Source organism: Ruegeria sp. (assembly GCF_040830605.1).
Lineage (GTDB): Bacteria > Pseudomonadota > Alphaproteobacteria > Rhodobacterales > Rhodobacteraceae > Ruegeria.
This window is the reverse complement of sequence record NZ_JBFOMD010000018.1, coordinates 26,240-49,836: the sequence shown is the minus strand read 5'-3', so window position 1 is coordinate 49,836 and position 23,597 is coordinate 26,240. Positions and strand designations below refer to the sequence as shown.

At 62.3% G+C, this 23,597-nt stretch carries 23 protein-coding genes; 1 reads left to right on the top strand and 22 read right to left on the bottom strand.

Annotated features, from left to right (window positions below; genetic code table 11):
• Positions 1 to 448: 448 nt before the first annotated feature.
• The 13 genes from AB3N21_RS21275 to AB3N21_RS21215 all read right to left on the bottom strand — a co-directional run bounded on the left by AB3N21_RS21275 (position 449) and on the right by AB3N21_RS21215 (position 12,498).
• Positions 449 to 1,225, bottom strand: coding sequence for a DeoR/GlpR family DNA-binding transcription regulator (locus AB3N21_RS21275; protein ID WP_367937082.1), 777 nt, complete (start codon positions 1,223 to 1,225; stop codon positions 449 to 451).
• A 28-nt stretch (positions 1,226 to 1,253) separates the two neighbouring features.
• Entirely contained in the window at positions 1,254 to 2,144 is an 891-nt protein-coding gene (locus tag AB3N21_RS21270) for an HAD-IIA family hydrolase (protein WP_367937081.1), read from the bottom strand.
• A 57-nt stretch (positions 2,145 to 2,201) separates the two neighbouring features.
• A complete protein-coding gene (gene ugpC, locus AB3N21_RS21265) occupies positions 2,202 to 3,281 on the bottom strand; it encodes a sn-glycerol-3-phosphate ABC transporter ATP-binding protein UgpC (RefSeq protein ID WP_367937080.1) in 1,080 nt (359 codons plus the stop codon).
• Positions 3,282 to 3,284: 3 nt separating this feature from the next.
• Positions 3,285 to 4,133 carry a sn-glycerol-3-phosphate ABC transporter permease UgpE gene (gene ugpE / locus AB3N21_RS21260; protein WP_171180568.1) on the bottom strand — a complete coding sequence of 283 codons (849 nt, stop codon included), beginning with the start codon at positions 4,131 to 4,133 and terminating at the stop codon, positions 3,285 to 3,287.
• Positions 4,133 to 5,014 carry a sn-glycerol-3-phosphate ABC transporter permease UgpA gene (gene ugpA / locus AB3N21_RS21255; protein ID WP_171180570.1) on the bottom strand — a complete coding sequence of 294 codons (882 nt, stop codon included), beginning with the start codon at positions 5,012 to 5,014 and terminating at the stop codon, positions 4,133 to 4,135. Before ugpA ends, ugpE begins: the two co-directional genes overlap by 1 nt.
• 98 nt (positions 5,015 to 5,112) lie before the next feature.
• Entirely contained in the window at positions 5,113 to 6,429 is a 1,317-nt protein-coding gene (ugpB, locus tag AB3N21_RS21250) for a sn-glycerol-3-phosphate ABC transporter substrate-binding protein UgpB (protein ID WP_171180572.1), read from the bottom strand.
• 335 nt (positions 6,430 to 6,764) lie between these two features.
• Positions 6,765 to 7,130: a cupin domain-containing protein gene (locus AB3N21_RS21245; RefSeq protein WP_367937079.1), complete on the bottom strand. Its 366-nt coding sequence runs from the start codon at positions 7,128 to 7,130 to the stop codon at positions 6,765 to 6,767.
• 29 nt (positions 7,131 to 7,159) lie between these two features.
• A complete protein-coding gene (locus AB3N21_RS21240; protein WP_367937078.1) occupies positions 7,160 to 8,563 on the bottom strand; it encodes an NAD(P)/FAD-dependent oxidoreductase in 1,404 nt (467 codons plus the stop codon).
• A gap of 29 nt (positions 8,564 to 8,592) precedes the next feature.
• The gene (locus AB3N21_RS21235) at positions 8,593 to 8,979 is read right to left on the bottom strand and encodes a nuclear transport factor 2 family protein (protein ID WP_367937077.1); all 387 of its coding nucleotides are present in this window, start codon (positions 8,977 to 8,979) and stop codon (positions 8,593 to 8,595) included.
• A 26-nt stretch (positions 8,980 to 9,005) separates the two neighbouring features.
• Positions 9,006 to 9,500 carry a universal stress protein gene (locus AB3N21_RS21230; protein ID WP_171180576.1) on the bottom strand — a complete coding sequence of 165 codons (495 nt, stop codon included), beginning with the start codon at positions 9,498 to 9,500 and terminating at the stop codon, positions 9,006 to 9,008.
• Between the two features lie 18 nt (positions 9,501 to 9,518).
• On the bottom strand, positions 9,519 to 10,859 hold the full coding sequence (locus AB3N21_RS21225; protein WP_171180577.1) for a TRAP transporter large permease: 1,341 nt from the start codon (positions 10,857 to 10,859) through the stop codon (positions 9,519 to 9,521).
• A 17-nt stretch (positions 10,860 to 10,876) separates the two neighbouring features.
• Positions 10,877 to 11,413, bottom strand: coding sequence for a TRAP transporter small permease (locus AB3N21_RS21220; protein WP_171180578.1), 537 nt, complete (start codon positions 11,411 to 11,413; stop codon positions 10,877 to 10,879).
• 71 nt (positions 11,414 to 11,484) lie between these two features.
• Positions 11,485 to 12,498, bottom strand: coding sequence for a TRAP transporter substrate-binding protein (locus AB3N21_RS21215; RefSeq protein WP_367937076.1), 1,014 nt, complete (start codon positions 12,496 to 12,498; stop codon positions 11,485 to 11,487).
• 157 nt (positions 12,499 to 12,655) lie between these two features.
• On the opposite strand from AB3N21_RS21215, the gene AB3N21_RS21210 reads away from it, so the two are divergent.
• Positions 12,656 to 13,576: a LysR family transcriptional regulator gene (locus AB3N21_RS21210; protein WP_367937075.1), complete on the top strand. Its 921-nt coding sequence runs from the start codon at positions 12,656 to 12,658 to the stop codon at positions 13,574 to 13,576.
• A 12-nt stretch (positions 13,577 to 13,588) separates the two neighbouring features.
• Here AB3N21_RS21210 and AB3N21_RS21205 read toward each other — a convergent pair whose 3' ends face one another.
• The 9 genes from AB3N21_RS21205 to AB3N21_RS21165 form a co-directional block, all read right to left on the bottom strand.
• Positions 13,589 to 15,139: a polyamine aminopropyltransferase gene (locus AB3N21_RS21205; RefSeq protein WP_367937074.1), complete on the bottom strand. Its 1,551-nt coding sequence runs from the start codon at positions 15,137 to 15,139 to the stop codon at positions 13,589 to 13,591.
• Between the two features lie 75 nt (positions 15,140 to 15,214).
• Entirely contained in the window at positions 15,215 to 15,841 is a 627-nt protein-coding gene (locus AB3N21_RS21200; protein WP_367937073.1) for a hypothetical protein, read from the bottom strand.
• 106 nt (positions 15,842 to 15,947) lie between these two features.
• Positions 15,948 to 16,535, bottom strand: coding sequence for a hypothetical protein (locus AB3N21_RS21195; protein WP_367937072.1), 588 nt, complete (start codon positions 16,533 to 16,535; stop codon positions 15,948 to 15,950).
• Positions 16,536 to 16,564: 29 nt separating this feature from the next.
• Positions 16,565 to 17,857 (bottom strand): GNAT family N-acetyltransferase, encoded by a 1,293-nt coding sequence (locus AB3N21_RS21190; protein WP_367937071.1) that lies wholly within the window; start codon positions 17,855 to 17,857, stop codon positions 16,565 to 16,567.
• 7 nt (positions 17,858 to 17,864) lie between these two features.
• A complete protein-coding gene (gene speD, locus AB3N21_RS21185) occupies positions 17,865 to 18,251 on the bottom strand; it encodes an adenosylmethionine decarboxylase (RefSeq protein WP_367937070.1) in 387 nt (128 codons plus the stop codon).
• A gap of 512 nt (positions 18,252 to 18,763) precedes the next feature.
• The gene (katG, locus tag AB3N21_RS21180; RefSeq protein WP_367937069.1) at positions 18,764 to 20,971 is read right to left on the bottom strand and encodes a catalase/peroxidase HPI; all 2,208 of its coding nucleotides are present in this window, start codon (positions 20,969 to 20,971) and stop codon (positions 18,764 to 18,766) included.
• 364 nt (positions 20,972 to 21,335) lie between these two features.
• Positions 21,336 to 22,055 carry a hypothetical protein gene (locus tag AB3N21_RS21175; protein WP_367937068.1) on the bottom strand — a complete coding sequence of 240 codons (720 nt, stop codon included), beginning with the start codon at positions 22,053 to 22,055 and terminating at the stop codon, positions 21,336 to 21,338.
• A 39-nt stretch (positions 22,056 to 22,094) separates the two neighbouring features.
• Positions 22,095 to 22,874, bottom strand: a complete 780-nt coding sequence (locus AB3N21_RS21170; RefSeq protein WP_367937067.1) for a hypothetical protein — start codon at positions 22,872 to 22,874, stop codon at positions 22,095 to 22,097.
• A gap of 42 nt (positions 22,875 to 22,916) precedes the next feature.
• A complete protein-coding gene (locus AB3N21_RS21165) occupies positions 22,917 to 23,468 on the bottom strand; it encodes a hypothetical protein (protein WP_367937066.1) in 552 nt (183 codons plus the stop codon).
• Positions 23,469 to 23,597 lie beyond the last annotated feature (129 nt).

The window sequence follows — 23,597 nt, the reverse complement described above, 5'->3', positions numbered from 1 at the left end:
TGCGCCAATACCCTCAGCGCGCCCGCCTAACTCCGTCCCAAGATGCCCCCAGTCTCTCCTGAGCGTCCCAACCGTCTCTCCAGTGTGTCCCGCCGTCTCTCCAGCGCGCCACCAGCAAACCCTCAAGCGCCGGTGAAGGGCGTTCTAAGACTAACTGCAAACCACCGCAAGCGGAAAATTCGAAATCGGCGCTTTTTTTTGCAAAGTCGCGCTTTTTCTTTTAAAATCAAGCGACTAACTCCGATCTGACCAATCGTCCAATACCCCAACACCCACCAAACCCGTAACCCCTCCTAAGTCCGAACCTGAGCACGTCGAGTCGTGCCACAACATGTTGTTGGCGAACTTTCGGATTCCACAAGCCATCAGACCCCACAGCGCACAGAAACGACTCGCCGCGCCCAGAGAGACCCGCTTTCAGGCCACAACTATCACGAAGCGGAAACCTTCAGACTCCGTTAAAGGCTTCGATCAACTCAACATCGTCCGGGAAACCTGGCGAGCCGGTTGCTTCGGCCTCAGGCAATCTGTCGGTCACGAAACTGTCGAACCGCCCCCAGCCTGCGACCGTGCATTTCGCGGTCTTGGCCCATTTGCTCTGATCGGCAACCAGAATGGTGTGGCGGGCGTGATCCAGCAGCACCCGACCGATCTCGGCATCAAAATGCTTGAAATCCAGAACCCCGTGCACAGCGTCCAGCCCGCCGGCACCGATCAGGGCGAAATCGGCCAGAAACCCGGAAAAACCGCGCAGCGTTGCCGGGCCGGCGACGTCGCGATCCTCAGCCCGCAACTGGCCGCCGACCAGATGCACGTCATGGTCGGTCCCGCTGCACAGCAGCCGCGCGACTTCGAGGTTGTTGGTCACGATCGTCAGGTTGGATTTGTCCAACAGCGCCTCGGCCACATATTGCACCGTCGTGCCGATGCCCAGCAGCACGGTGGACCCATCGGGAATACGCGCGGCGGCGTATTGGCCGATGCTGCGCTTGGCCTCTTCGTTCAGGATGCGCCGGGCCGAGAAGGTCAGGTTCACCGGGTTGCTCGGCGGGGCCACGCCGCCGTGCACCCGCCGCGCCACACCCTGTTCGCACAGCGCATTTATGTCCCGGCGAATGGTTTGGGTCGCGACGCCGAAATGACTGGACAGCGCGTTGATCGACAACAGGCCGGATCCGCGGATCATCTCGACGATCTGCCGTTGCCGGTCGTTCAGCTCCATCATCTCTTTCTCCCTGCGCCGAATGACGGCGCTAAATGGACGGCACGATCCAGTCCGGAGACAGGCCGCTGCGCCCGATGAACGCATCCACGTCGAGGCCGGCAAAGAGCCCGTGCGCGCTGACGAGGACTGAGCTCCAGCCGCGCGCGTTGGCACCCAGCACATCCGTGTGCAGCGTGTCTCCGATCATCGCGATGCGGGCACGCGGCACGCCGTCCAGCCGCCCTTCGATCTCTTCGAAAACCGAAGGAAACGGCTTGCCATGGTACTCCGCCTCGATCCCCAGCCTGTCTTGTAAGGCATGCGCAAAATAGCCGGGCTCCAGCGTCAGGCCCGTCTCGCGCGGGGCCACCAGATCGGGGTTGGCAACCACCACCGGGCGAGGGCGGGCGCGTAGGCTGTGCTCCAGCAGGGTCTGCCGGGCTTCGGTCCAGATTGCCGAGCTGAGCAGCAGGACACCGTCGACCCGGTCATAGTCGGCCCGCGCATCGCCCAGAGGCAGGTTGGTCACGCCCAATTCGGACGGATCGAAACCCGGCGGCGCGGCCACGCCCCAGAGCGAAACGGCCCGCCGAGACAGGTGCGCCTCGCACACGTCGCGGCTGGAAATGATTTCGGCGGGCGTGAAATCGAACCCGAGGCCGCGGAACTTGGCCAGTGTGGCGGGGCGGTCATAGCTGGCGGCGTTGGTCAGAACAAACAGCCGCTTGCCCGCCGCGCGCAGCATCGCCACACGCTCGGCGGCGCCTTGGATCGGGCGTTCGCCCACGTTCAGAACCCCGAAGGCGTCGAAGACAACGGCGTCGAATTCGCCGGCCAGGTCCCCGAGATGAGCCGCAGACCGCGCCGCACCGGGCCGCCGCATATCGGGCAGGCGATGGCGGATGGCCTCGTACCGGTCAAAGGCGGCTTCGGGTGTCATCGTCCACCTCACTGTCTCGCACGCCATTGCCATTTCCGGGTTCCGATCCTTTCGCGCTCAGTTCAGCCGGGCACCGTTCTGCGCGTCGAACAGGTGCACGTTCTCCATCGCGAAGGTCAGCGGCAAGCGGGTGCCAGGGGCGCTGGTCTGCACCCCGTGCAGGCGGATCGACAACACGCTGTCGCCACCGTTCAAAGTGCCGTGCACCACCGTGTCGGCGCCGAGCTGCTCCAGAAAGCCCACGGTCAGGTCCATCTGGCCCTGCCCCTCGGCGGCGTGTTGCAGATGTTCGGGGCGCACGCCCATGATCACCGATTGCCCGGCGGACACCGGCAGTTCGGCGGCGAAATGCACCTGCTCGGCGCCGTGATAGACCAGCGACTGGCGGTCCTCGCCCACTGTGCCCTCGAACATGTTCATGGCGGGGCTGCCGATAAAATCCGCCACGAACCGGGTGGCGGGGCGCAGGTACAGGTCCATCGGGGTGCCGATCTGTTCGACCCGGCCCGCATTCATGATGATGATCCGGTCGGCCAGGCTCATCGCCTCGACCTGATCGTGGGTCACGTAGATGAAGGTGGCGCCCAGCCTCTGGTGCAGCGCCTTGAGTTCGGCACGCAGCTGGGTTCGCAGCTTGGCATCAAGGTTCGACAGCGGCTCATCGAACAGGAACACCTTGGGATCGCGCACGATGGCGCGGCCCATGGCGACGCGCTGACGCTGACCGCCCGAGAGCTGGCGCGGCTTGCGGTCGAGATAGTCCTCGAGCCGCAGGGTCCGCGACGCCTCGGCAATACGTTTCGCGATCTCGGCCTTGGGCAGGCCCTCGTTCTTGAGCCCGTATTCCATGTTCCCGCGCACGCTCATATGCGGATAGAGCGCGTAGTTCTGGAACACCATGGCGATGTCGCGGTCGCCCGGCTCCAGCTCGTTCACGCGGCGGTCGTCGATCTGCAACTCGCCCTCGGTTATGGTTTCCAGCCCTGCGATCATCCGCAGGATGGTGGATTTGCCACAGCCCGAGGGGCCCACCAGCACGATGAACTCGCCATCGTCGATATCCATATTCACGTCCGATACCGCGGTCACCCCGCCCGGATAGACCTTGCCCAGCGATGAGATATTCAGAGTGGCCATTTATTACTTCTCGCTTTCAACCAGCCCTTTGACAAAGAGCTTCTGCATTGCAACGACGACCAGCACCGGCGGGATCATGGCCAGCACGGCGGTGCCCATGATGTAGTGCCAGACCGGCAGGCTCTCGCCCGAGTTCACCATGCGCTGGATGCCCATGACGACGGTGTAGAGCCCTTCGTCGGATGTGATCAGGAACGGCCAGAGATACTGGTTCCAGCCGAAGATGAAGAGGATGATGAAGAGCGCGGCAATATTCGTCCGGCTCAGCGGCAGCAGGATGTCCCAGAAGAACCGCAGCGGCCCTGCCCGGTCGATCCGCGCCGCCTCGACCAGTTCGTCGGGAATGGTCAAGAAGAACTGCCGGAACAGGAAGGTGGCGGTGGCCGATGCGATCAGCGGCACGGTGAGGCCCGCATAGGTGTTCAGCATCCCCATCTTCACCACCACGTCATAGGTGGGCAGGATCCGCACCTCGACCGGCAGCATCAGGGTGATGAAGATCATCCAGAAGAACCCCATGCGGAAGGGGAAGCGGAAATAGACGATGGCATAGGCCGAGATGATCGAGATGGCGATTTTGCCGAAGGTGATACACAACGCCATGATCAGGCTGTTGAACATCATCCGCCCGATCGGCACGCCGCCCGCCTCGGGCAGGCCGCCAGCCAGAAGTTGCGAGTAGTTCTCCCACATCTGGCCACCGAACCACATCGGAATCGGCGACCGGCTCAGCGCCTCGGGGCCGTGGGTCGAGGCGACCAGCGCCATCCACACCGGAAAGCACAGGAACACCACGCCAAGGATCAGAACCGCATGGGTGAGGAAGGTCAGGAAGGGGCGATTTTCAACCATCAGTACTGCACCTTGCGCTCGACATAGCGGAACTGGACGAATGTCATCGCGATCACCAGCCCCATCAGGATCACCGACTGGGCAGCGGACGAGCCATAGTCCTGCCCGATGAAGCCGGTGTTGTAGACACGGAAGACCAGGATCGAGGTCGCATCGACCGGCCCGCCCTCGGTGGTGGCGTGGATCAGGGCGAAGGTGTCGAAGAAGGCGTAGACCAGATTGACGACCAGCAAAAAGAATGTGGTGGGTGTCAGCAGCGGGAACACGATGGTCCAGAACCGGCGCACCGGGCCCGCGCGGTCGATGGCGGCGGCCTCGATCATGGATTTCGGGATCGATTGCAGCCCGGCCAGGAAAAACAGGAAGTTATAGCTCACCTGTTTCCACGCCGCCGCAACGATCACCAGGAACAGGGCTTGATCGCCATTTACGTAGTGGTTCCACTCAACACCCACACCGCTCAGCCAGTAGCTGACGATGCCCAGGCTGGGGTTCATCAGAAAATACCAGATCACCCCGGCCAGCGCGGGTGCAACCGCATAGGGCCAGATCAGCAATGTCCGGTATCCGGTGGCCGCCTTGACCACACGGTTCGCCGCCACCGCCAGACCCAGCGAGATCGCCATGGCCAGAAACGCCACCGAAATGCCGAAGATCAGCGAGGTGCGGAAGGATTTCAGATATCCAGGGTCCTTGAACAGTTCGAAGTAATTCGTCAGCCCCACCCACTCGCGGGAAAAGCCGAACGCGTCCTCGATGAAGAACGAGCTTTCCAGCGCCTGATAGGACGGCCAGAAGAAGAAGATCACCGTGATCGCGATCTGCGGCAACACCAGAAGATAGGGCAGCAGCCGGGACCGAAAGACGACACGCTTTTGCATTCATGTCCCCATGTGGAAGCGGCAGAGCAGGCTCTGCGGAGATGGATGCGGAGGCCCCGTATGTCACAGGACCCCCAATCAACATGGATCGAAACCGATCAGCTATTGGCGTTTTCGAACTTGCGTAGCAGGGCGTTGCCGCGCTCGACCGCTTCGTCCATCGCCTCTTTGGCGGTTTTTTCGCCGGACCAGACGGCCTCGAGCTCTTCGTTGATGATGTCGCGGATCTGCACGAAGTTGCCGAAGCGCAAGCCCTTGGAGGCCGGGGTCGGCTCGTTCAGGCTCAGCTGCTTGATCGCGGTGTCGGTCATCGGATCGCTTTCATAGAACCCGTCCGCCTGCGACTTTTCATAGGCCGCCGTGGTGATCGGTACATAGCCGGTCTGCTGGTGCCAATAGGCCTGTTGCTCCTGGCTGGACAGGAACTGGAAGAAATCGGCCACACAGGCATATTCCGCCTGCTCCTTGCCATTCAGCACCCACAGCGTCGCGCCACCGATGATCGAGTTCTGCGGCGCTTCGGCCACGGCAGTGTCCAGCGGCAGCATGGTCTGGCCGAACTCGAACTCGGTGATGTCCTTCTTGAACCCGCCGTAATAGGCCGACGAGTTGATCCACATCGCGGTTTCGCCGTTCACGAACTGCCCACGCGAGTCGCCCCGGCGGCCGCCATAGACAAAGAGACCTTCCTTGCCCATGTCCCCGATGCGCTGGATGTGGTTGACCACCGCGTCATTGTTGAAGGTGAACTCGGTCGAGAGCCCGGCAAAGCCGTTCTCTTCGGTGCCCAGCGGAATGTTGTGCCAGGCTGAGTAGTTTTCGATATTCGACCACGACTGCCAGCCGAACGAGAACGGCTTGGGCACGCCGTTTTCCTTGAGTTTACGCGCGGCTTCCTCAACCTCGTCCCAGGTGGTCGGCACGGCCACACCGGCGGCGTCCAGCGCGGTCTTGTTGTACCACAGAACCGGGGTCGAGCTGTTGAACGGCAGCGACAGCAGGCGGTTCTCGGTGTCGGTGTAGTAAGAGATCACGGCAGGCAGATAGACCGACTGATCGAAATCGATCCCGGCATCTTCCATCAGCTTGTAGACCGGATAGATCGCGCCTTTGTCCCCGGCGGCCATCATGGTGGCGGTGCCAACCTCGAACACCTGCACGATATGCGGCTGCTCACCGGCGCGGAAGGCGGCGATGGCGGCGGTCATGTTCTCGGTATAGTTGCCCTTGTAGACGGCGTTGATCTGGCAGGTCTCGCTGCCGGCATTGTAATCGGCGGCGAACTTGTCGGTGATCTCGCCCAACTGACCGCCCATGGCGTGCCAGAACTGGACTTCGGCCTTGTCAGCGGCAAAGGCCGCGCTGGCCGCGACGGATGCGATGGCAGTCGCGGAAAGAATGGATTTAACGGTCATTTCGGTCTCCCCAGAGCCTGAAGGGCCATGTTCCCAGCACGTCAGGCGCCTCTTGTTGGATCATTGCGATGCGCGATTCGAACGCGCACTGTGGCAATAATAGTCCCTTGTAACGTTCATATGAATAAAATTTGCGGTTCATATGAACATTCGCATGCGTTTACGCCTGCGATCCGGTTCAGGCGGGCCCATGCCACGGGACGCGTTGCTGCCGAGGCCGTGGCACAGCGGTGTCGCCCGCTTTGCGGGCAGCTTTATGGCGTGGAACAATGGCGAAAAATGGCTGGCACGGCGATGACGCCCAGCCAGCCTTTCAGACGCGCGCGAGGGGCGTGTTAAGCCGACGTGTCCCGGATAACGAAATGCTTGGTGGTGGTCTCGATCACTTCCCAGAACCCGCGAAACCCGTCGGGGATCAAAAAGGACGCGCCGGTGCGGAACTCTTGCCGGGTGCCGTCCTCGTGGATCAGCGCGCAATGGCCCGAGATGATGTAGCAATACTCATCCTTGTCAGTGAACGCGTGCCACTTGCCGGGGGTCGAGGTCCAGGTTCCGGCGGACAGGCGGCCATCGGGGCTGGTGAAATGCATGCCGACCTTGTGGTGCGGGTCACCTTCGACCACGCGGTCCGGCAGATCGGCCAGACGCCTTTCGCTTTGCTTTTCGGCTTCGCCGTTCAGATCAATGACATGGGTGGTCATTCGGTGTCTCCGTGAGTGCAGTGCGCCATTCAGGCCACTTCGTCCTTGAGGTAGTACCAGACATAAGCGATGCGCTGGCCGAGCCGCCGGAAGGGTGTGAGCAGTCCGTGGCTGGGCAGCGGCGAGGTGAAGATGGGCAGGTTGAACACCTCGTCCTTCACCCCGGCGATCTGCTGAGCCATGCGGCGTCCGGCTTGCGCCGAATACATCACCCCGTTGCCGCCATAGCCCATCGCGTAAAAGATCCGTTCGTCCGGATTCGGCTGGAAAATGCGGGGCATCATGTCGTGGCTCACGTCGACCCAGCCCCACCAGGAATAATCGAGGTTGATATCCTCAAGTGCCGGGAATTTTCGCGCAAGCCCCTTCCTCAGCTGAGCCAGATGCTTGTCATTCTCGGCATCGCGCCCGGTCACCGCCGAGCGGCTGCCGATCTGCATCCGGTTGTCGGGCAGCAGGCGGTAGTAGTGGCGCAGGGTGCGGGTGTCGGTCAGCGGCGATTTGGTCTGGATGCCGCATTCCGCCAGCTCATCCTGCGTCAGCGGGCGAGTGACGATGGAATTCGACAGGATCGGCATCAGGCGATGCTTGGTCTTGCTGTTGAGCCCCGGCGGCGTGTACCCGGCGGTGGCGAGCGCCACCGTCTTGGCCCGCACGATGCCGCCCGGGGTGCGCAGGTGGTGCACGCCGTTCTTGGTCTCCCACCCCATCACCGGGCTGCCGGTGTGGATCTTGACGCCCAGACGGCGGGCCATGTTGACATAGCCGAAGGCCAGTTTGCCTGCGTGGATGCAGGTGCCGTCAGGCTCCCACAGCGCGCCTTGCGCCTCTTGATCGCGAACATGTTCGGCGTGCAGTTCGTCGCGCGAGATGATGCGCGAGGCATATCCGAAGGTCTCGTTCAGCAGCGCGCTTTCTTTCTCCAGCCCCGGCATCACCTTGGCGCGGTGGGCGATGTAATAGTGCCCGCCCGGCTGCGGATCGCAGTCGATGTCGTCGCTGGCGATCAGGTCGTTGAACAGCTCGAACGCCTCGGAGACCTCGCGGTGCATGCCCTTGGCGGCCTCGACGCCCCAACGCTCGATCCATTGCGACCGCTTGAGGCGCCCGGACGAGATCTGGGCCTGCCCGCCGTTGCGGGTCGAGCAACCCCAGGCCACGGTATTTGCTTCCAGAACAATGGCTTGGATGCCGTGTTCCTTGGCAAGGTGAATGGCGGTGGACAGGCCGGTATAGCCCGAACCGACGACAACGACATCCGCGTCCATGTCACCCGACACGGGACCGTCATCGGCGGGCGGCTGGCCCGCCGTGCCGATCCAGTAGGTCGGGGCATGGTCGCGGTTATGACCGGGACCCGCATCCATGATCGGGTCGTATTTGGGGTCATAGCTGGCCTTGGGCCAGTGCCGAGGGATGGAGTTGTCCACCATTCTTGTCTCCTCCGGTCGCGCGTGGCGGATCAGGCTTTGAACATCGGGCGCGTCTTTCGAAGCGCCTGTTTCACAACGATTTTTCCGTCCCGAAGGGTGAAGAGATCGGCCCCCTCGGCCTCGATCCGCATGCCGTTTGCGTCGGTGCCCGAGAAGATCCATTCCGACACCGCGCGGTCACCATGCACGAAGTGGCTGTGGTGATCCCAATGGGCATCCTTCATGCCCGCCCACACGCCCGAGAACGCGGCGGCGATGGCCTCGGCGCCTTCGACCTTGTTGCCGTATTTCTCGTCACCGGCGACGGTGTAGAACACGCAGTCGTCGGCGAAGTGGGTCATCACACCGTCAATGTCATGACGGTTGAACGCGTCGAACGTGTCGGACAGGTCCTGCGCGGTCAGGGTTTTGTTCATTTTGTACGTCCTTTTGAGGGGGGTTGTTACGTTTTGTCCTGATGTGGAACGATCAGTGTCGGGATCTTCGAGCGCCGCAGAACGCGCTTGGCCACGGTGCCCAGGAAGGTGTGCGAGAAGCCGTGGTCATGCGCGCCCAGCACGATCAGGTCGCAGCCCAGTTCGGCCGAGCGGCGCAGGATCACCTCGGCCGGGTGGCCGTCGGTGACCTCGACCGAGGTCACCTGTTCGCGGATCTTTTCGTCGTCGCCTTCGAACTGCGCCCAGAACTTGGCCTGCCGCTCGGCCAGCACCTTGCGCACCATCTCGTGACGGCGTGCAACGGCGGTCTTGCGGGTTTCCTCGTTCAGGATGAACATCTCCATCGTGATCTTGGCATCGTCCGACAGCGGCTCGTTCACGTGCAGCACGTGAATCTCCGCCCCGGTGGCCTGCGCGATGCTGGCCGCGTGGCGCATGGCGTGACCCGAGTTCTCTGACAGATCGGTCGCAAACAGGATGTTCGTCACCAGCTGTTTCATGTCGTCATCCTTTCCGGGTCAGTAGCCAAAGACGCGTGGCAGCCACAGCGACAGTTCAGGGAAGAAGGCGATGATGAAGATCGCGATCGTGTTGGCCGCGGCAAACGGCAGGGCGCGCAGCGAGATTTGCTCGATCGAGATGTTCGATATCCCCGAGGCGATGAACAGGTTCTCACCCAGCGGCGGCGTCTGGAAGCCGATGCCGAGGGTACAGACCATCACCACGCCGAAGTGGATCGGGTCGATGCCCACCGAATAGGCCACCGGCAGCATCACCGGTACCAGGATCAGGATGGTGGCCAGCGTCTCCATGAACATACCGACAAACAGCAGGAAGAAAATGATCAGCGCCCAGATCACGTAGAGGTTCGAGGTGAAGCTGAGCATGCTTTCCGCGATGATCGCCGGGATCTGGTTTTCAACCAGCAGACGCCCGAACACGGTTGCGGTGAACAGGATCAGCAGCACGCGTCCGGTCAGCCATGTGGTCGCTTCAAGGGCCTGGAACAGCGAGTTCCAAGTCAGTTCGCGGTAGATGACGACGCCCACGACCAGCGTGTAGAAGATCGCCACGATGGCGGCCTCGGTCGGAGTGAAGAAGCCGGTATAGATACCGCCCAGGATCACCAGCGGCGCCATCAGCGACCAGAAGCCGCGATACATCTCGCACATCACATGGCGGAAGGACCAGCCATCGGCAACGCCCTTGTAGCCGCGCTTTTTCGACATGATGAAGTTCAGGATCAGCAGGCTGGTGGCGATCAGGAAGGCCGGGACGAAACCTGCGATGAACAGTTTCGAGATCGAGACCGACTGGAAGGTGCCGAATTTCTCGACCGCTTCCGGCGGCGGCGCCATGCCGAGCGCGGCGATGCCGAAGATCACCATCGGGATCGAGGGAGGAATGATGATCCCGAGGCCGCCCGAGGAGGCCGTGATCGCAGAGGCATAGCCGCGCTCATAGCCGCGGTCGATCATCGCGGGGATCATCAGCATCCCCACAGCCGCGGTTGTTGCCGGGCCCGAGCCCGAGATGGCGCCGAAGAACAGGCAGGCCATGACCGTGGCCGCCGAGATACCGCCGGTGAACGGCCCGGCCAGACTTTCGGCCACGTTGATCAGCCGTTTCGAGATGCCGGCGGCCTCCATCAGCGCGCCGGCCAGAATGAAGGCAGGAAGCGCCATCAGCGGGAAGGCCCCCACCGAGGTAAAGGCGATCTGCACGAATTTGATGGGGTTCTCGTCCAGATAGAGGAACGAGACCAGCGATGCCACACCCAGCGCCACGGTGATCGGTGCGCCGATGAACAGCAAGAACAGAAAGGATCCGAACAGGATGCCTACGATTTCCGTTTCCATGATTTCTACTCCCTACCTCAGTTGTGCTTTGCCGCTTCGGTGGCGGCTTTGATCTCGTCCAGGTCGATCTGGTCGGGATCATGGATGTCCTCGCCCTTGACGAGCTTGAGGTAGTTCACCTGAATGATGCGGATGGTCATCAGCGCAAAGGCGATGGGGAGCACCATGTAGATGTATTTCATCTCGATGCCCAAGGTCTGGGATTTCCAGAACTTGTTCATCTTGTTGAAGACGAAATCGGTGGCCAGGTAGAGGAAGTAGACGTTGAAGAAGAGCCAGAAGAGATCGGCGAAGGCTTCGATGTATTTGATCGCGCCGTCCGGCAGGAACTTGAACTGGAAGGTCACCCGGTTATGCGCGCCTTTGAGCGCTGCGTAGCTGGCACCGAAATAGACGAACCAGACGAACATGTAGACCGACAGTTCCTCGATCCAGCTGATCGAAAAGCCAAACACCTCGCGCGCGATGATCTGCACGAACAGCAGGATGACAAAGCCGGACAGCAAAATCCGGCAGATGATACTTTCTATATTGTCCAGGAATTTCCAGAACATGATGATTTTCCTCCTCCCTAGGGGGGAAAGAGCGCCGGAGCGCTCTTTCCAATCTTTTTGTGTTCCGGAAGTTACTGGACCGGGTCGCGGCCGATGGCGGCCAGAACCGCATTCAGCTTTTCAACACCGCCGATGGACTCGTAGAACTGCGGCCAGACGGCATCGGTGGCGAGCTGGATGAACTCGGCCTCGTCGTTTTCAGGATCGACGATTTCCATGCCCTTGGAGGTCAGCTCTTCCTTGATCGCGGCCTCACTGTCGCGCAGGAACTGGGCCGAGGCGAGGGTCGCTTCCTGACCGGCGTCGAGGAACATCTTCTGCTCGTCTTCCGAGAGATCCTGGAAGACCGCCTCGGAGACGATCAGCGGCTCGATGGAGAAGATGTAACGCAGGTTGGTCACGTGGTTCTGGACCTCGTAGAACTTCATCGCGTTGATGGTCAGGTACGGGTTGTCCTGACCGTCGACCACCTTGGTCTGCAGGCCGGTGAAGGTTTCCGACCAGGCCATCGGCGTCGGGTTGATGCCCCAGGCCTTGTAGGTTTCGATCATGATCTCGTTCTTGGGAACGCGGATGATCAGGTCCTGCAGGTCGGCGACCGTTGTGACCGACTTTTTCGAGTTGGTCAGGCGGCGGAAGCCGGTATAGGTCCAGCCGATGATGCGCACGCCGGCGTCACGGATGGTGTTTTCAACCAGTTCCTGGCCGATGGGGCCTTGGGTCAGGGTTTCGGCGTCTTCCAGGCTGAGGATCACGTAAGGCAGGGTGAACACGCCAACGCTGGGCGAAAACGGCGTGATGTTGTTGATCGCCAGCAGCGACATGTCCAGCGTACCGATTGCGGCCTCGTTGACGGTGTCCTGCTCTGAGCCCAACTGACCGTTCAGAAACAGGGTTGCGGTGTGTTCGCCGCCCGACTTCTCCTCCAGTGCCTTGACGAAGGCCAGACCAAGAGCTTCCTGTGCGCTGCCCGCGCTGTCGCCTACGGCGATCTTGAAGTTCTTTGCGTCTGCTGCGCCCGCACCCATCAGCGCCGCCACGGAAACGGCGGCGGTGAAGGTGCCGAGCTTTTTGATGAATGACATGGATGTCCTCCCATTTGTCGGTTTTTCGAGGTGCGCGCTGCCCTGGGGAGAGGTGGGGCAATCCGATTCTACCTCGGCGGCGCAAACCTACATTGCGGATAATGTTTCAAGAATGTAATCTTGTGCGCGTTAGGTTTCACAAATAGCGAACCTTGGAATGAATCAGAGAGCCCTGGTCGCGCGCATTGGCGACGCCGATATCAAGCTGTTGCGGATCTTCAAATCGGTGGTCGAAAGCGGCGGGCTGTCGGCGGCCGAGGTGGACCTGAACATCGGCAAGTCCACCATCTCGAAACATATCGCCGATCTGGAGCATCGGCTGGACCTGAAACTGTGCAACCGGGGACCGGCGGGGTTTTCACTGACCGAGGATGGCGACAAGGTGCTGCGGGCGGCGGAGAACCTGCTGGCCTCGGTGTCGCATTTCCGGACCGAAGTGAATGATATCAAGCAGAAACTAGTCGGCACCATCCGCGTTGCCTTGTTCGACCAATGCGCGTCGAACCCGGAATCCCACCTGGCGCAGGCGATCCACCGCTTCAACAGAGCGGCCCCCGGGGTCGAGATCGAGCTGTCGCTGGAGCCGCCCAATATCATCGAAACCATGGTGATCGGCGGACAGCTCGACCTTGGGATCGTGGCGCTGCACCGGCCCTCGTCGAGCCTGGATTACGCGCCGCTTTATGGGGAGAACATGTACCTCTATTGCGGCAAGGGGCACCGGTTCTTTGGCGACCATCAGACAGAGCTGGGGATGCAGGATGTGCGGGCCGCGAACTATGCGGGCATCAGCGTAAATTCGCCCAACCTCTATATCGGTCAGAAACTGGGCCTGCGCCGGGCGGCCAAGGTGCAGAGCGAGCAGGCGCTGGCGATCCTCATCATGTCGGGCCGGTATCTGGGATTCCTGCCGGATCATCTGGCCAAGGAGTTCGTTCGGAGGGAGCTGATGCAGGCGGTGCTGCCCGATCACATCCACTATCGCACGCGGTTCGCGGCCATTACCCGCAAGCGCCCGGTGCCAACGCGGACCACGAAACTGTTTCTGGAAACGCTGCTGGATCAGCACGCGGGCTGAGTGCGCCGGGCTTCAGTAGCCGGACACGTCGCGGGCGTATTCCTGGTAGATGCCGGGGTTGAAGATCGAGTTCACCGCCAGTTCGCGCCGCGGCAGCAGGTCGTCGGGGAACACCCGGGCCGAGGCAAAGACCTGCGTGGTGAGGAACCGCAGCCCCTCGGGCAGGTCGCCCAGTTCGGTGCCGGCGCGGTTGCTGGCCAGGTTGAAGCCCCAGACCCCGAAGGAGGGGATCGGCATCTGATAATTCACCACCTGCGGGAAAATCTCGGACAGGGTTTCGGACACGGTCCAGTAGGTGTGGGGCGAGAAAAACGGCGAGCTGCTTTGGGTCACCAGCACGCCGTCCTCGGCCAGAATGCCTTGGACCATGGCGTAGAACTCGATGGCATAGAGCTTGGACAGCGCCTCGTTATGCGGGTCGGGAAAGTCGATGATGATCCGGTCATAGGTCCGGTCGGTGGATTTGACGAAGTTGAAGGCGTCGGTGTTGTGCACGGTCAGCGCTGGCGAGGCCATGGAGTTGCCGTTGAGCTGCACGAGCGGGGCGAAGTCTCGGCCCAGATCGGTCATCGCCGGGTCGAGATCGACCAGATCGATGCGCGTGACACTGGGGTGTTTGAGAACCTCGCGCACGGCCAGACCGTCGCCGCCGCCCAGCACCAGCACCGTCTCCGGCGCGTCCTCACCCCAAGACAGGACGGGATGCACCAGCGCCTCGTGATAGCGGTATTCGTCCACTTCGGCGAATTGCAGATGGCCATCGATGAACAGGCGCACATCGTTTTTCTGCCAGGTGTTGGTGACGACCAGCGACTGGTATTGCGACTGCTTGCGCCACACGATGCGATCGAAATAGAGGTGATCCTGCGCAAAGGCTGTGATGCGGCCCGCCAGCAGGGTCAGCACGAACAGCAGGACGATGGTGCCCACCGCGCAGGCCAGCATGCGCTTGGGTGCATCCAGCCGATCCCACAGCCAGAGCACGCTGAGCAGCCCCACCATGGCATTGGTCAGCCCGATGGCAAATGAGGACGAGATCAGCCCCAGCGACGGCAGCAGCAGGATCGGGAACAGGACCGAGCCGCCCAGCGCGCCGATATAGTCGAGCGACAACACATCCGAGATGGATTCGCGCGTCGTCGTGCGCTCGGACAGAACCCGGGTGAGCAGCGGAATCTCCAGCCCCACCAGAAACCCGATGGCCGAGATGAAGGTGAACATGCCCACCGTGTAGAACCAGGGCGCGAAGGGAAACAGCAGGAACAGCGAGATGCTGCACAGCCCGCCGATCAGCGCCAGCACCAGCTCGACCCAGATGAAGGCCTGAATCAGATTGCCGAAGATAAAGCGCGAGACATAGGAGCCCACCCCCATGGCGAACATGAAAAAGCCGATGGTCAGCGAGAACTGATAGACCGAGTTGCCCAGCAGGTAGCTGGATACGGTGCCGATGATCAGCTCGTACACGATCCCGCACAGGGCCACGACCAGGATGGCGCCCAAGAGAACCGCCGCCTGTTTCTGCGGCAGATCGGCGTAGCGGAGCGTTTGGGTTTCGGTCATCTTGGTGTCTCTGAGTGCTTCGGGCCTTGCGGTGTCTGCAATTCGGCCCGGGTTTGGAAGCTGCGTCGTGACAGGTTACTTGCCCGCCCGCAATCCCCCCGACCGCAGCCGGGCCCAGATGCCTGTGCGGCTGCCTTGCGAACCGGTCGCCTTGGGGGCGACATAGCTGCTTCGGGGTGTGGTCGAGCGTTCCTGAAAGCTGGAGGCCGCGATCCCGGCTGCCCGTTGCCGGCCGATCAGGTGGCCCAGCAAGGCGCCTGCGATAAATCCGGAGCCGGCAAAGCGTTTGTCCGCGGCCCAGCCGGTGACGTCGGTGGCGATCAGCCGGTTGTCGGCCTCGTCGATCTCGACGGTAAAGACGTCGCGCTCGCCGGTGTCGCGGTTTCCGTTGGCGTTGCCGTCGGCGTAGCCGGTGAACTTGGCGTCAGTCCCGATCTCGATCCCCAGCTGCTTGTCGTAGAACCGAGGCTCATTGTTCAGAACCTCGGTCAGAAAGACGGCAAACTCGTCGAGCTGCGCGTCCGAGGCTTCTCTGATCTTCGCTTTGGACAGTTTCTGCTGGTACTTGACGATGGCAAACTCGGTCCGGTCCAGAACCTGACCCAGATCTACCCTCTGCTCTCCTGCCGGAGCGTCCGGGCCGGGCAGCAAGACCCATCCCAGGACCAGAACAACGATTATCGTCGCTATTACGCGCAACATGCGAAAACCCCTTTTGGTCAGTGCTCCCTGCCCTTTTTCATCTTATGCGGGGGTGCGCCAGACCCGATGCACCCCCGCTGGCATTGCTGCCGTCACGTCCGTCGGATCACTTGCCCGCGCGCAGACCGCCCGAACGTGCGCTGCGCGGTGCGGTGTAGCTGCTGCGCGGCGTGACGGAGCGGTTGTTGAAGCTGGCGGCCGAAACCCCGGCCGAGCGCTGGCGGCCGATCAGGTTGCCCAGCAGCGCCCCGGCCAGAAAGCCCGCGCCCGAGAATCGCAGACCCGCCGAGGACCCGGCGGTGTCGGTGGCGATCAGGCGGTTATTGGCCTCGTCGATCTCGATGGTAAAGACATCACCCTCGTCGCTGTCCTTGATGCCGTTCGTGTTGGCATCGGCAAAGCCCAGGAACTTGGCGTCGTTCTGGATCTCAAGCCCCAGTTGCTTGTCGTAAAAGCGCGGATCCGAGTTCAGGATCTGGGTCAGAAAACCGGCGAACTCGTCCACCTCATTGTTGGTGGCTTCGGCGATGCCGTTCTGGTCGAGATATTCCTGATACTTGACGATGGCGAACTCGGTCCGGTCCAGAACCTGTCCCAGATCGGCGGTCTGCTCGGACTGGGGCGCCAGAAAGATCGAATAGGCAAAATATCCAAGAACGCCGAGGATGACGATCCCTTTGAGTTTTCCGAACATGTAATACTCCTACTAATTCAGGTCCGTTTTCATTTTTGGATCAGGTCGCAGGTCCACCAGTCCTGGTGCAGCCCGGTTCCGTAATAGTCCTTGAGGTGGCCGCAGCGGCGAAAGCCCTGCGTTTCCAGCGCGGCGCTGTTGGCCGCCGACAGGTCCGACGGGATGGCCAGAACCGCCATGCGGAATTTCTGTGTCCGCGCCTGTGTCAGTTGCTGCTCCATACCGGTCAGGCCGCCGGGGGTTTCGGTCCAGTGCAGCCCGGCCACGTCCTCGGTCTCGGCGGCCTTGTGCAGTTCGGTGATGGCCAGCCCGGTGGATTGGCCCGGTTCCGGTGCGGGGGTGGCGGGAGCTTCGGGGTTGTCGAGCCCGTAGATGATCTTGGCCTCGCGGGGGCCGTGATAGGCGGGCACGGTCAGTTCGACGCTGGCGCCGAATTCTTCGTAGAGCTTGTGGGCATTGGCGTAGATCTTCTTGCCGAATTCCTCGTAGTCGCTGGTCTCGATAAAGATCTTGCGGATGCCCTTCTTTGCCAGCTTGCCCAGCAGGTCGTTGAGCATCTGCCCGCCCAGCCCCTTGCCGGTCTGCGCCTTGTCCAGATAGGTCCAGGACAGCCAGGCGAGATCCGGCACCTGCTCGTCGAGGCCGAAGCCGATCACGCCCAGCACTTCGCCCCGGTCCTGCAGGACGAACATGTTGTCCATGCCGTCGTCCAGAAAGGTGCTTTCGGCCTCGATGGCGTCGTCCTCATCGGTCTGCGCGATGATCTCGATGACGCGGGTGGTATGGCGCCATTCCATGGGTTTCAGCGACGGGCCCTTAGTGCCGAACAGTGAGCCGAACATGGCAAACCCTCCTCCGATGGCAGCTGCTGTGATGTGGGTGAAGACGGCGATCTGGGGCCGCAGAAAGAAGACCTCGGCGGTCAGCGCCAGCGCGATCAGGACGACCGTGTAGCCGCGCCGGTCGGGCGGGGTCGAAGCGAGGATGCCATAGGCCGCCAGCCCGTAGGCGATGGCGGAAAGGCCGACGAAGCCCGGACCTGCAAGCGTGAGTTCCGCCACCGTGCCCAAGATCGCGCAGAGCGCGGCCAGCAGCGCGGTTCCGGCCGGTCCGAGGCGCGGTTCGGTCAGCGCGCCGCCGATGCCGATCAGTACGCAGTTGAGCGCCAGATGCCCGGCATTGCCGTGCCGAAAAACCCCGATCAGATGATCGGTCAGGGACAGGACGCTGCCCGCGCCCCGCGCAGGTCCCCAGACCGCATAGACCGCGATCCCGAGGAGGATGAGTGATACCGTGACCGGACATCTCGATAGCTCTCTCATTCCCCGTTCAGAAACCCGCGGCGAGCCGACGCTCGGGCTGGCCGAGCAGGCCGCGCGAGATCACCTGCACGTCCGTGCGGGCGGGCGCGAAGTAGGATTCCAGCACCTTAAGGCTGGCCTGCGGGTTGGCATCGCCGCACATGAAGATGTCGATGGCGGCATAGTCGTGTTCCGGCCAGGTGTGTACCGAGATATGGGACTCGGCCAGCAGGGCAACGCCGGTAAAGCCCGCGCGGTCGCCGAAATCGTGGGTGTTGACCTCAAGCAGGGTGGCGCCAGCGGCATTGGCGGCACGGGTCAGGGCGTCTTGTGCGGGGAGTGGGTCAAAAAGGGCGCTGGCATCGAATAATTCAGCTATTAAGTGCAATCCCAACGGGGATGGAGAGCTATACATGCGAACCCGGCTTCTCGGTAACGGTACTGATATGGGAACGCTGATAACAGACTGGTTTGGCGGGGCAATGCGGAAGTTTCGGGATGAGACGCGCGCGTGTGGCCTGTGGCAGAAATGCACAACCTTACCGTGAGTCCCGCTGGTTTCGGACCGATCGCTTTTCTGTGCCGTCAAGCGCTCAGCAGAGGGCCGCGCCCTCCCTCGGGTGGGCGCATGGTCGGCATGTGGTCAGCGGTTTATCTCAAAAGTTCCGGACGACGGATGGGCGGCGCGCAGCATCGCCAAGGCGCCCTCCGTCACGCCGGAGGCGTGCCAAACATAAAGTGGCGCACCTTCGGTGCGGCGGGGAGGGAGGGCGCGGCCCGGCGGCACTGCGTGCCTTTGTTCCGGGCCATGGGGTCAGATATGAAAACGGGCTGCGCGATCCTGACGTGAGGGCGCGCGCGCACCGTGTTCCGAACAAAAAAAGCGCGGCCCCGTCGGGCCGCGCCTTGGTCATTGCTTCAAAAAGATCAAGCCAGATCGAAGCGATCCGCGTTCATGACCTTGGTCCAGGCGGCCACGAAGTCCCGCACGAACGCCTCTTTCGAGTCGTCCTGGGCGTAGACCTCGGACAGCGCCCGAAGCTGCGAGTTCGAGCCGAACACCAGATCAACACGGGTCGCGGTCCACTTGACCTCGCCGGTGGCGCGGTCGCGGCCTTCGAACACATCGGCGTCGTCCGAGGTCGGTTTCCACTCGGTGCCCATGTCCAGCAGGTTGACGAAGAAGTCGGTGCTGAGCGTGTCGGACTGCTTGGTGAGAACACCATGCGCAGACCCGTCATGGTTGGCGCCCAGCATCCGCAGACCGCCGATCAGCACCGTCATCTCGGGCGCGGTCAGGGTCAGCAGCTGCGCGCGGTCGACCAGCAACTCCTCAGCCGAGACGGCGAACTGGGCGCGCTGGTAGTTGCGGAACCCGTCCGCTGCGGGCTCCATCACGTCGAAGTTCTCGATATCGGTCTGATCCTGCGACGCATCCGTGCGGCCCGGGGCAAACGGCACTTCGGCCGCGTGACCCGCGTTCTTGGCGGCCTGCTCGACCGCCGCCGAGCCCGCCAGCACGATCAGGTCGGCCAGCGAGACCTTCTTGCCGGATTGCGCGTCGTTGAACTCGGCCTGAATGCCTTCGAGCACGCCCAGAACCCTGGCCAGCTGATCGGGCTGGTTCACGGCCCATTCCTTTTGCGGGGCCAGACGGATGCGCGCGCCATTGGCGCCGCCGCGATTGTCCGAACCGCGGAAGGTCGAGGCCGAGGCCCAGGCGGTCGAGACCAGTTCCGAGACCGACAGCCCCGAGGCCAGTACCTTGGCCTTGAGATCGGCGATATCGCCCGCGTCGATCAGCTCGTGATCCACCGGCGGCAGCGGGTCCTGCCAGATCAGGTCTTCGGCGGGAACCTCGGACCCGACATAGCGGGATTTCGGCCCCATGTCGCGGTGGGTCAGCTTGAACCAGGCGCGGGCGAAGGCATCGGCGAACTCGTCGGGGTTCTCGTGATAGCGCTTGGAGATCGGGCCATAGATCGGGTCCATGCGCATCGCCATGTCGGCGGTGGTCATCATCGTCTTGACCTTTTTCGACGGATCGTGCGCCGCCGGGGCCATGTCCTCTTCCTTGACGTCCACCGGCTCCCAGATCCAGGCGCCTGCCGGGCTTTTGGTCACGTTCCAGTCATAGCCGAACAGAAGGTCGAAATAGCCGTTGTCCCATTGGGTCGGGTTGGCGGTCCAGGCGCCTTCGATGCCGCTGGTCGTGGTGTCGTCGCCCTTGCCGCTGCCATGGGCGTTGATCCAGCCCAGGCCCATGGCCTCGATCGGGGCGCCTTCGGGTTCGGGGCCCACCAGTTCGGGATTGCCCGCGCCATGCGCCTTGCCGAAGGTGTGTCCACCGGCCACCAGCGCCACGGTGTCCTCGTCGTTCATGCCCATGCGGCCAAAAGTGTCGCGGATGTCGCGGCCCGAGGCCAGGATGTCCGGCTCGCCATTGGGACCTTCGGGGTTCACGTAGATCAGGCCCATCTGCACGGCGGCCAGCGGGTTTTCCAGATCGCGCTCACCGCTGTAGCGGGCGTCACCCAGCCAGGTATCCTCGGCGCCCCAATAGATGTCTTCCTCGGGCTCCCACACATCGGCGCGGCCGCCGGAAAAGCCAGCGGTCTTGCCGCCCATCGATTCAATGGCGCAGTTGCCGGCCAGGATCATCAGGTCGGCCCACGAGATCTGATTGCCGTATTTCTGCTTGATCGGCCACAGCAGGCGGCGCGCCTTGTCGAGGTTGCCGTTATCGGGCCATGAGTTCAGCGGCGCAAAGCGCTGCGTTCCGGTCGAGCCGCCGCCACGCCCGTCGCCGGTGCGGTAGGTGCCCGCGCTATGCCATGCCATGCGGATGAAGAGACCGCCGTAATGTCCGTAATCCGCCGGCCACCAGTCCTGCGAATCGGTCATCAGTGCGTAGAGGTCCTCTTTCAGCGCCTTCAGGTCGAGTTTCTTGAACTCTTCGGCGTAGTTGAACCCCTCGCCCATCGGGTCGGACAGGTTCGAGTTCTGGTGCAGAATCCGGAGGTTCAGCTGGTTCGGCCACCAGTCGCGGTTCGACCGGACACCCGAGACCGTGTTCCGCGCGGTTCCGTGCATCACCGGGCAACCGCCTGATTTGTCGATATCATTTCCGTCCATAGTGCTCTCCGATCATGGCTGTGTTGGCTGAATGGGTTGAGTTCTGAAAAGACGTCAGACCGGATCGTGATCGATCCGGCGACCCGGGCTGGGCGGTTCTGCGCCCGTTCTGTGCACGTGCTGTGCAACCCCTATGGGTCGTGGCATCGGCCGGTCCTCATCTTCGCTGATGCAAAGGTAACGAATGCGCGCCATTAGTATAAGTTTTGTTTTCTAATGGCTGCGATAGGATCGGATTATGAAGGCGCGCTTATTGGGCGCTGTCCGTTTTTTTGCCCCGGAAGCGGGCGTTTCAGCGCAAACGACTGCCGCCCGCTGAGCGGAGATCTGCGCCTCTGGGCCCTGTTTGCCGGAATGCGCCAGCCTAGCAGCAGCCGCATTTGCAGCCCGACACGTAGCTGTCGCAGTGATTGGGCAGGACGGCGACGGCGACCAGGACCGGGCGCGAGATGCATCCGTCGGCGCTGACGCGGGCATAGGCGACCTCGCAGTGATCGACACCGGTGGCGCGGTCCTGGTTCTGCCCGGTGTCATCGGGGCTGTCGGGCTTGCCGCCGCAGAAGGCCGCGCAGTCGACCTGAACCGCCAGTTGCACGGTCTTCTCGCCGCAGGGCCCGAGCTTGAACTTGGTCTCGGACAGGGATGCGGTCCAGTCCAGATCACGCCCGCTGGCGGTGGTGAAGCCGCTGAGCGACAGCGTCACCTCGCGGTCGCGGCGGGTGTCGTTGCAGAAGGTCAGCGAGATCAGGCGGCGTTCGAGGCAGCGTGCCTCGATCACCACATCGGCGTCGCAGATGCAGCAATCGCAGCAGCTGTCGTAGCCGCAGCAATGGTCGTGATGGCAGTCGCAGTCATAGTCGCACCCGCAGTCATGCGGATGGTAGCGGCCCCGCGCATGCGGCTTGCGGTGCGGCACGCCATAGAGGCGGTCGGTGTAGTCCTGTATCTGTGCATAGCCCTCGCGGATGTTGCACAGGTAGTCGTCGATATTCATCATCCGCATGCCGCCGGTCTGGTAGCTGTAGCCGTAAAAGACCTCTGGCGCAGCGGACTGCCGGGGGTGTCTTGTCTTCACGCCATGCATAATGCTCTCTCCCAATCCTTCGTCCTTTTGCCCCACGCGTCAGACCGCGAGGACACGTACTGTCACTGTCTCGGACACTATCTGAATGCTTGCGGTCGCGGGCACCCGTTTGGGTGTCTTGCTGGGTATCTGAAAGGTGAACTTCGCGCTGACCGAAGCGCCGGGGTCTACGGTCAGCGGATCGTTGGTGACCCGAAGGGGCGCAAAGCTGGCCAGTTCGGCCCTGTAGCTTTTTGCGAAGGCCGCCGCGATCTTATCCAGCGTGCAATCGGCCTCTCCCAGCGCCTTCAGCGCCGCCCGTGGCGCCCGGCAATGCAGCATGTCGATATCGAGCTGCACGGCGCCGATGGCCGGAACGTTGACGGGCACATTGCCATGGTTCTGGAAGAACAGGAGCTTTTCGAATTTCGCGCCCGGCTTGCCTTCGAGGAAGATCTCGGAGGGCTGGATTTCCAGATCCACAACCTCGGTCACCACCAGTTCGACCGCGTGCGTTTTGCCCTCAAGCGCCAGATCCAGCGCATAGGTGCCCGGTGCGGCGTTGCGGTTCAGCGCGAGGTTCAAGGCGACCTCTTTGGACGCATTCGGGCGCACGGTCACGCGGGGCAGGTCGATGGCCAGCGCCGGTTCGGGGTCGGCGGGTTGGCCTTTCTTGGGCTTGGCGCGGCGCTCGGTCAGCCGCAGGTCGCGCAGGGTCTTCTTGTCGGCGCCCGGATTGCGCAGGCACAGCCTGCCCTGCACGAACCCCGGCTCACCCACCAGAACCAGAGGTGCCGCGACTTCGAGCCCGGTGGCTGCCTCTTTCCTTGCTGGTGCCATGACGCCTGCCTTTCCCGCTGGTGCGCCGAGAGTGTTGTCAGGTTACTTGATGCGGATCTTCACCCCGCCCGAACCTTTGGGCTGCGGTTTGGTGGACTGCGGTTTTGCCTGGCTCTGTGGCGGCAACTGGACCGAGGGCCGGAACGGCAGTTCCTCGAACACCTGCTTGGCCTCGCCGCTATAGGTGATGCCGTAATACTCGACGCCAAAATAGGTCACACCGATATGGTGGTGATACGGCTGGCGGATGATGCCGGTAGGCAGCTTGCCCAGATTGACCGTGGTGCACAAATCCAGCGCCACTGGCTTGATATCCACCGACAGCGGCTTGATCTCGACCGTCAGCGCGCTTTTGTTGTCGGTCACGATGGGTTCGGAAATCTTGAAGTCCTGCAGGCTCTCCGTCTTGATCGGATCGCCGCCTTCCAGCTTGGTTTCGGTCTTGATCGGGTCACCGCCTTCGAGCGTGACGCCGATATCGTCGAGACCGTTGATGGTGACATCCGCATCCGTATCCGAGTCGATGGTGATCGGGCCGTTGTTCACGTTCACCGTGCTGCGGCTGCTGCCACCTTTGCCTCCCCCTCCGGGCATGGCTGACCTCCCCTTGGCTGGCGGTGCGGACCCCGGAAAATCAGGAACAATACCTAGGGGCACACCGGTTGCCGCGCGTGTCGCGGCGCGTCAGGACAATGGCGAAATCATAGCAGAAACGGCCTGAAT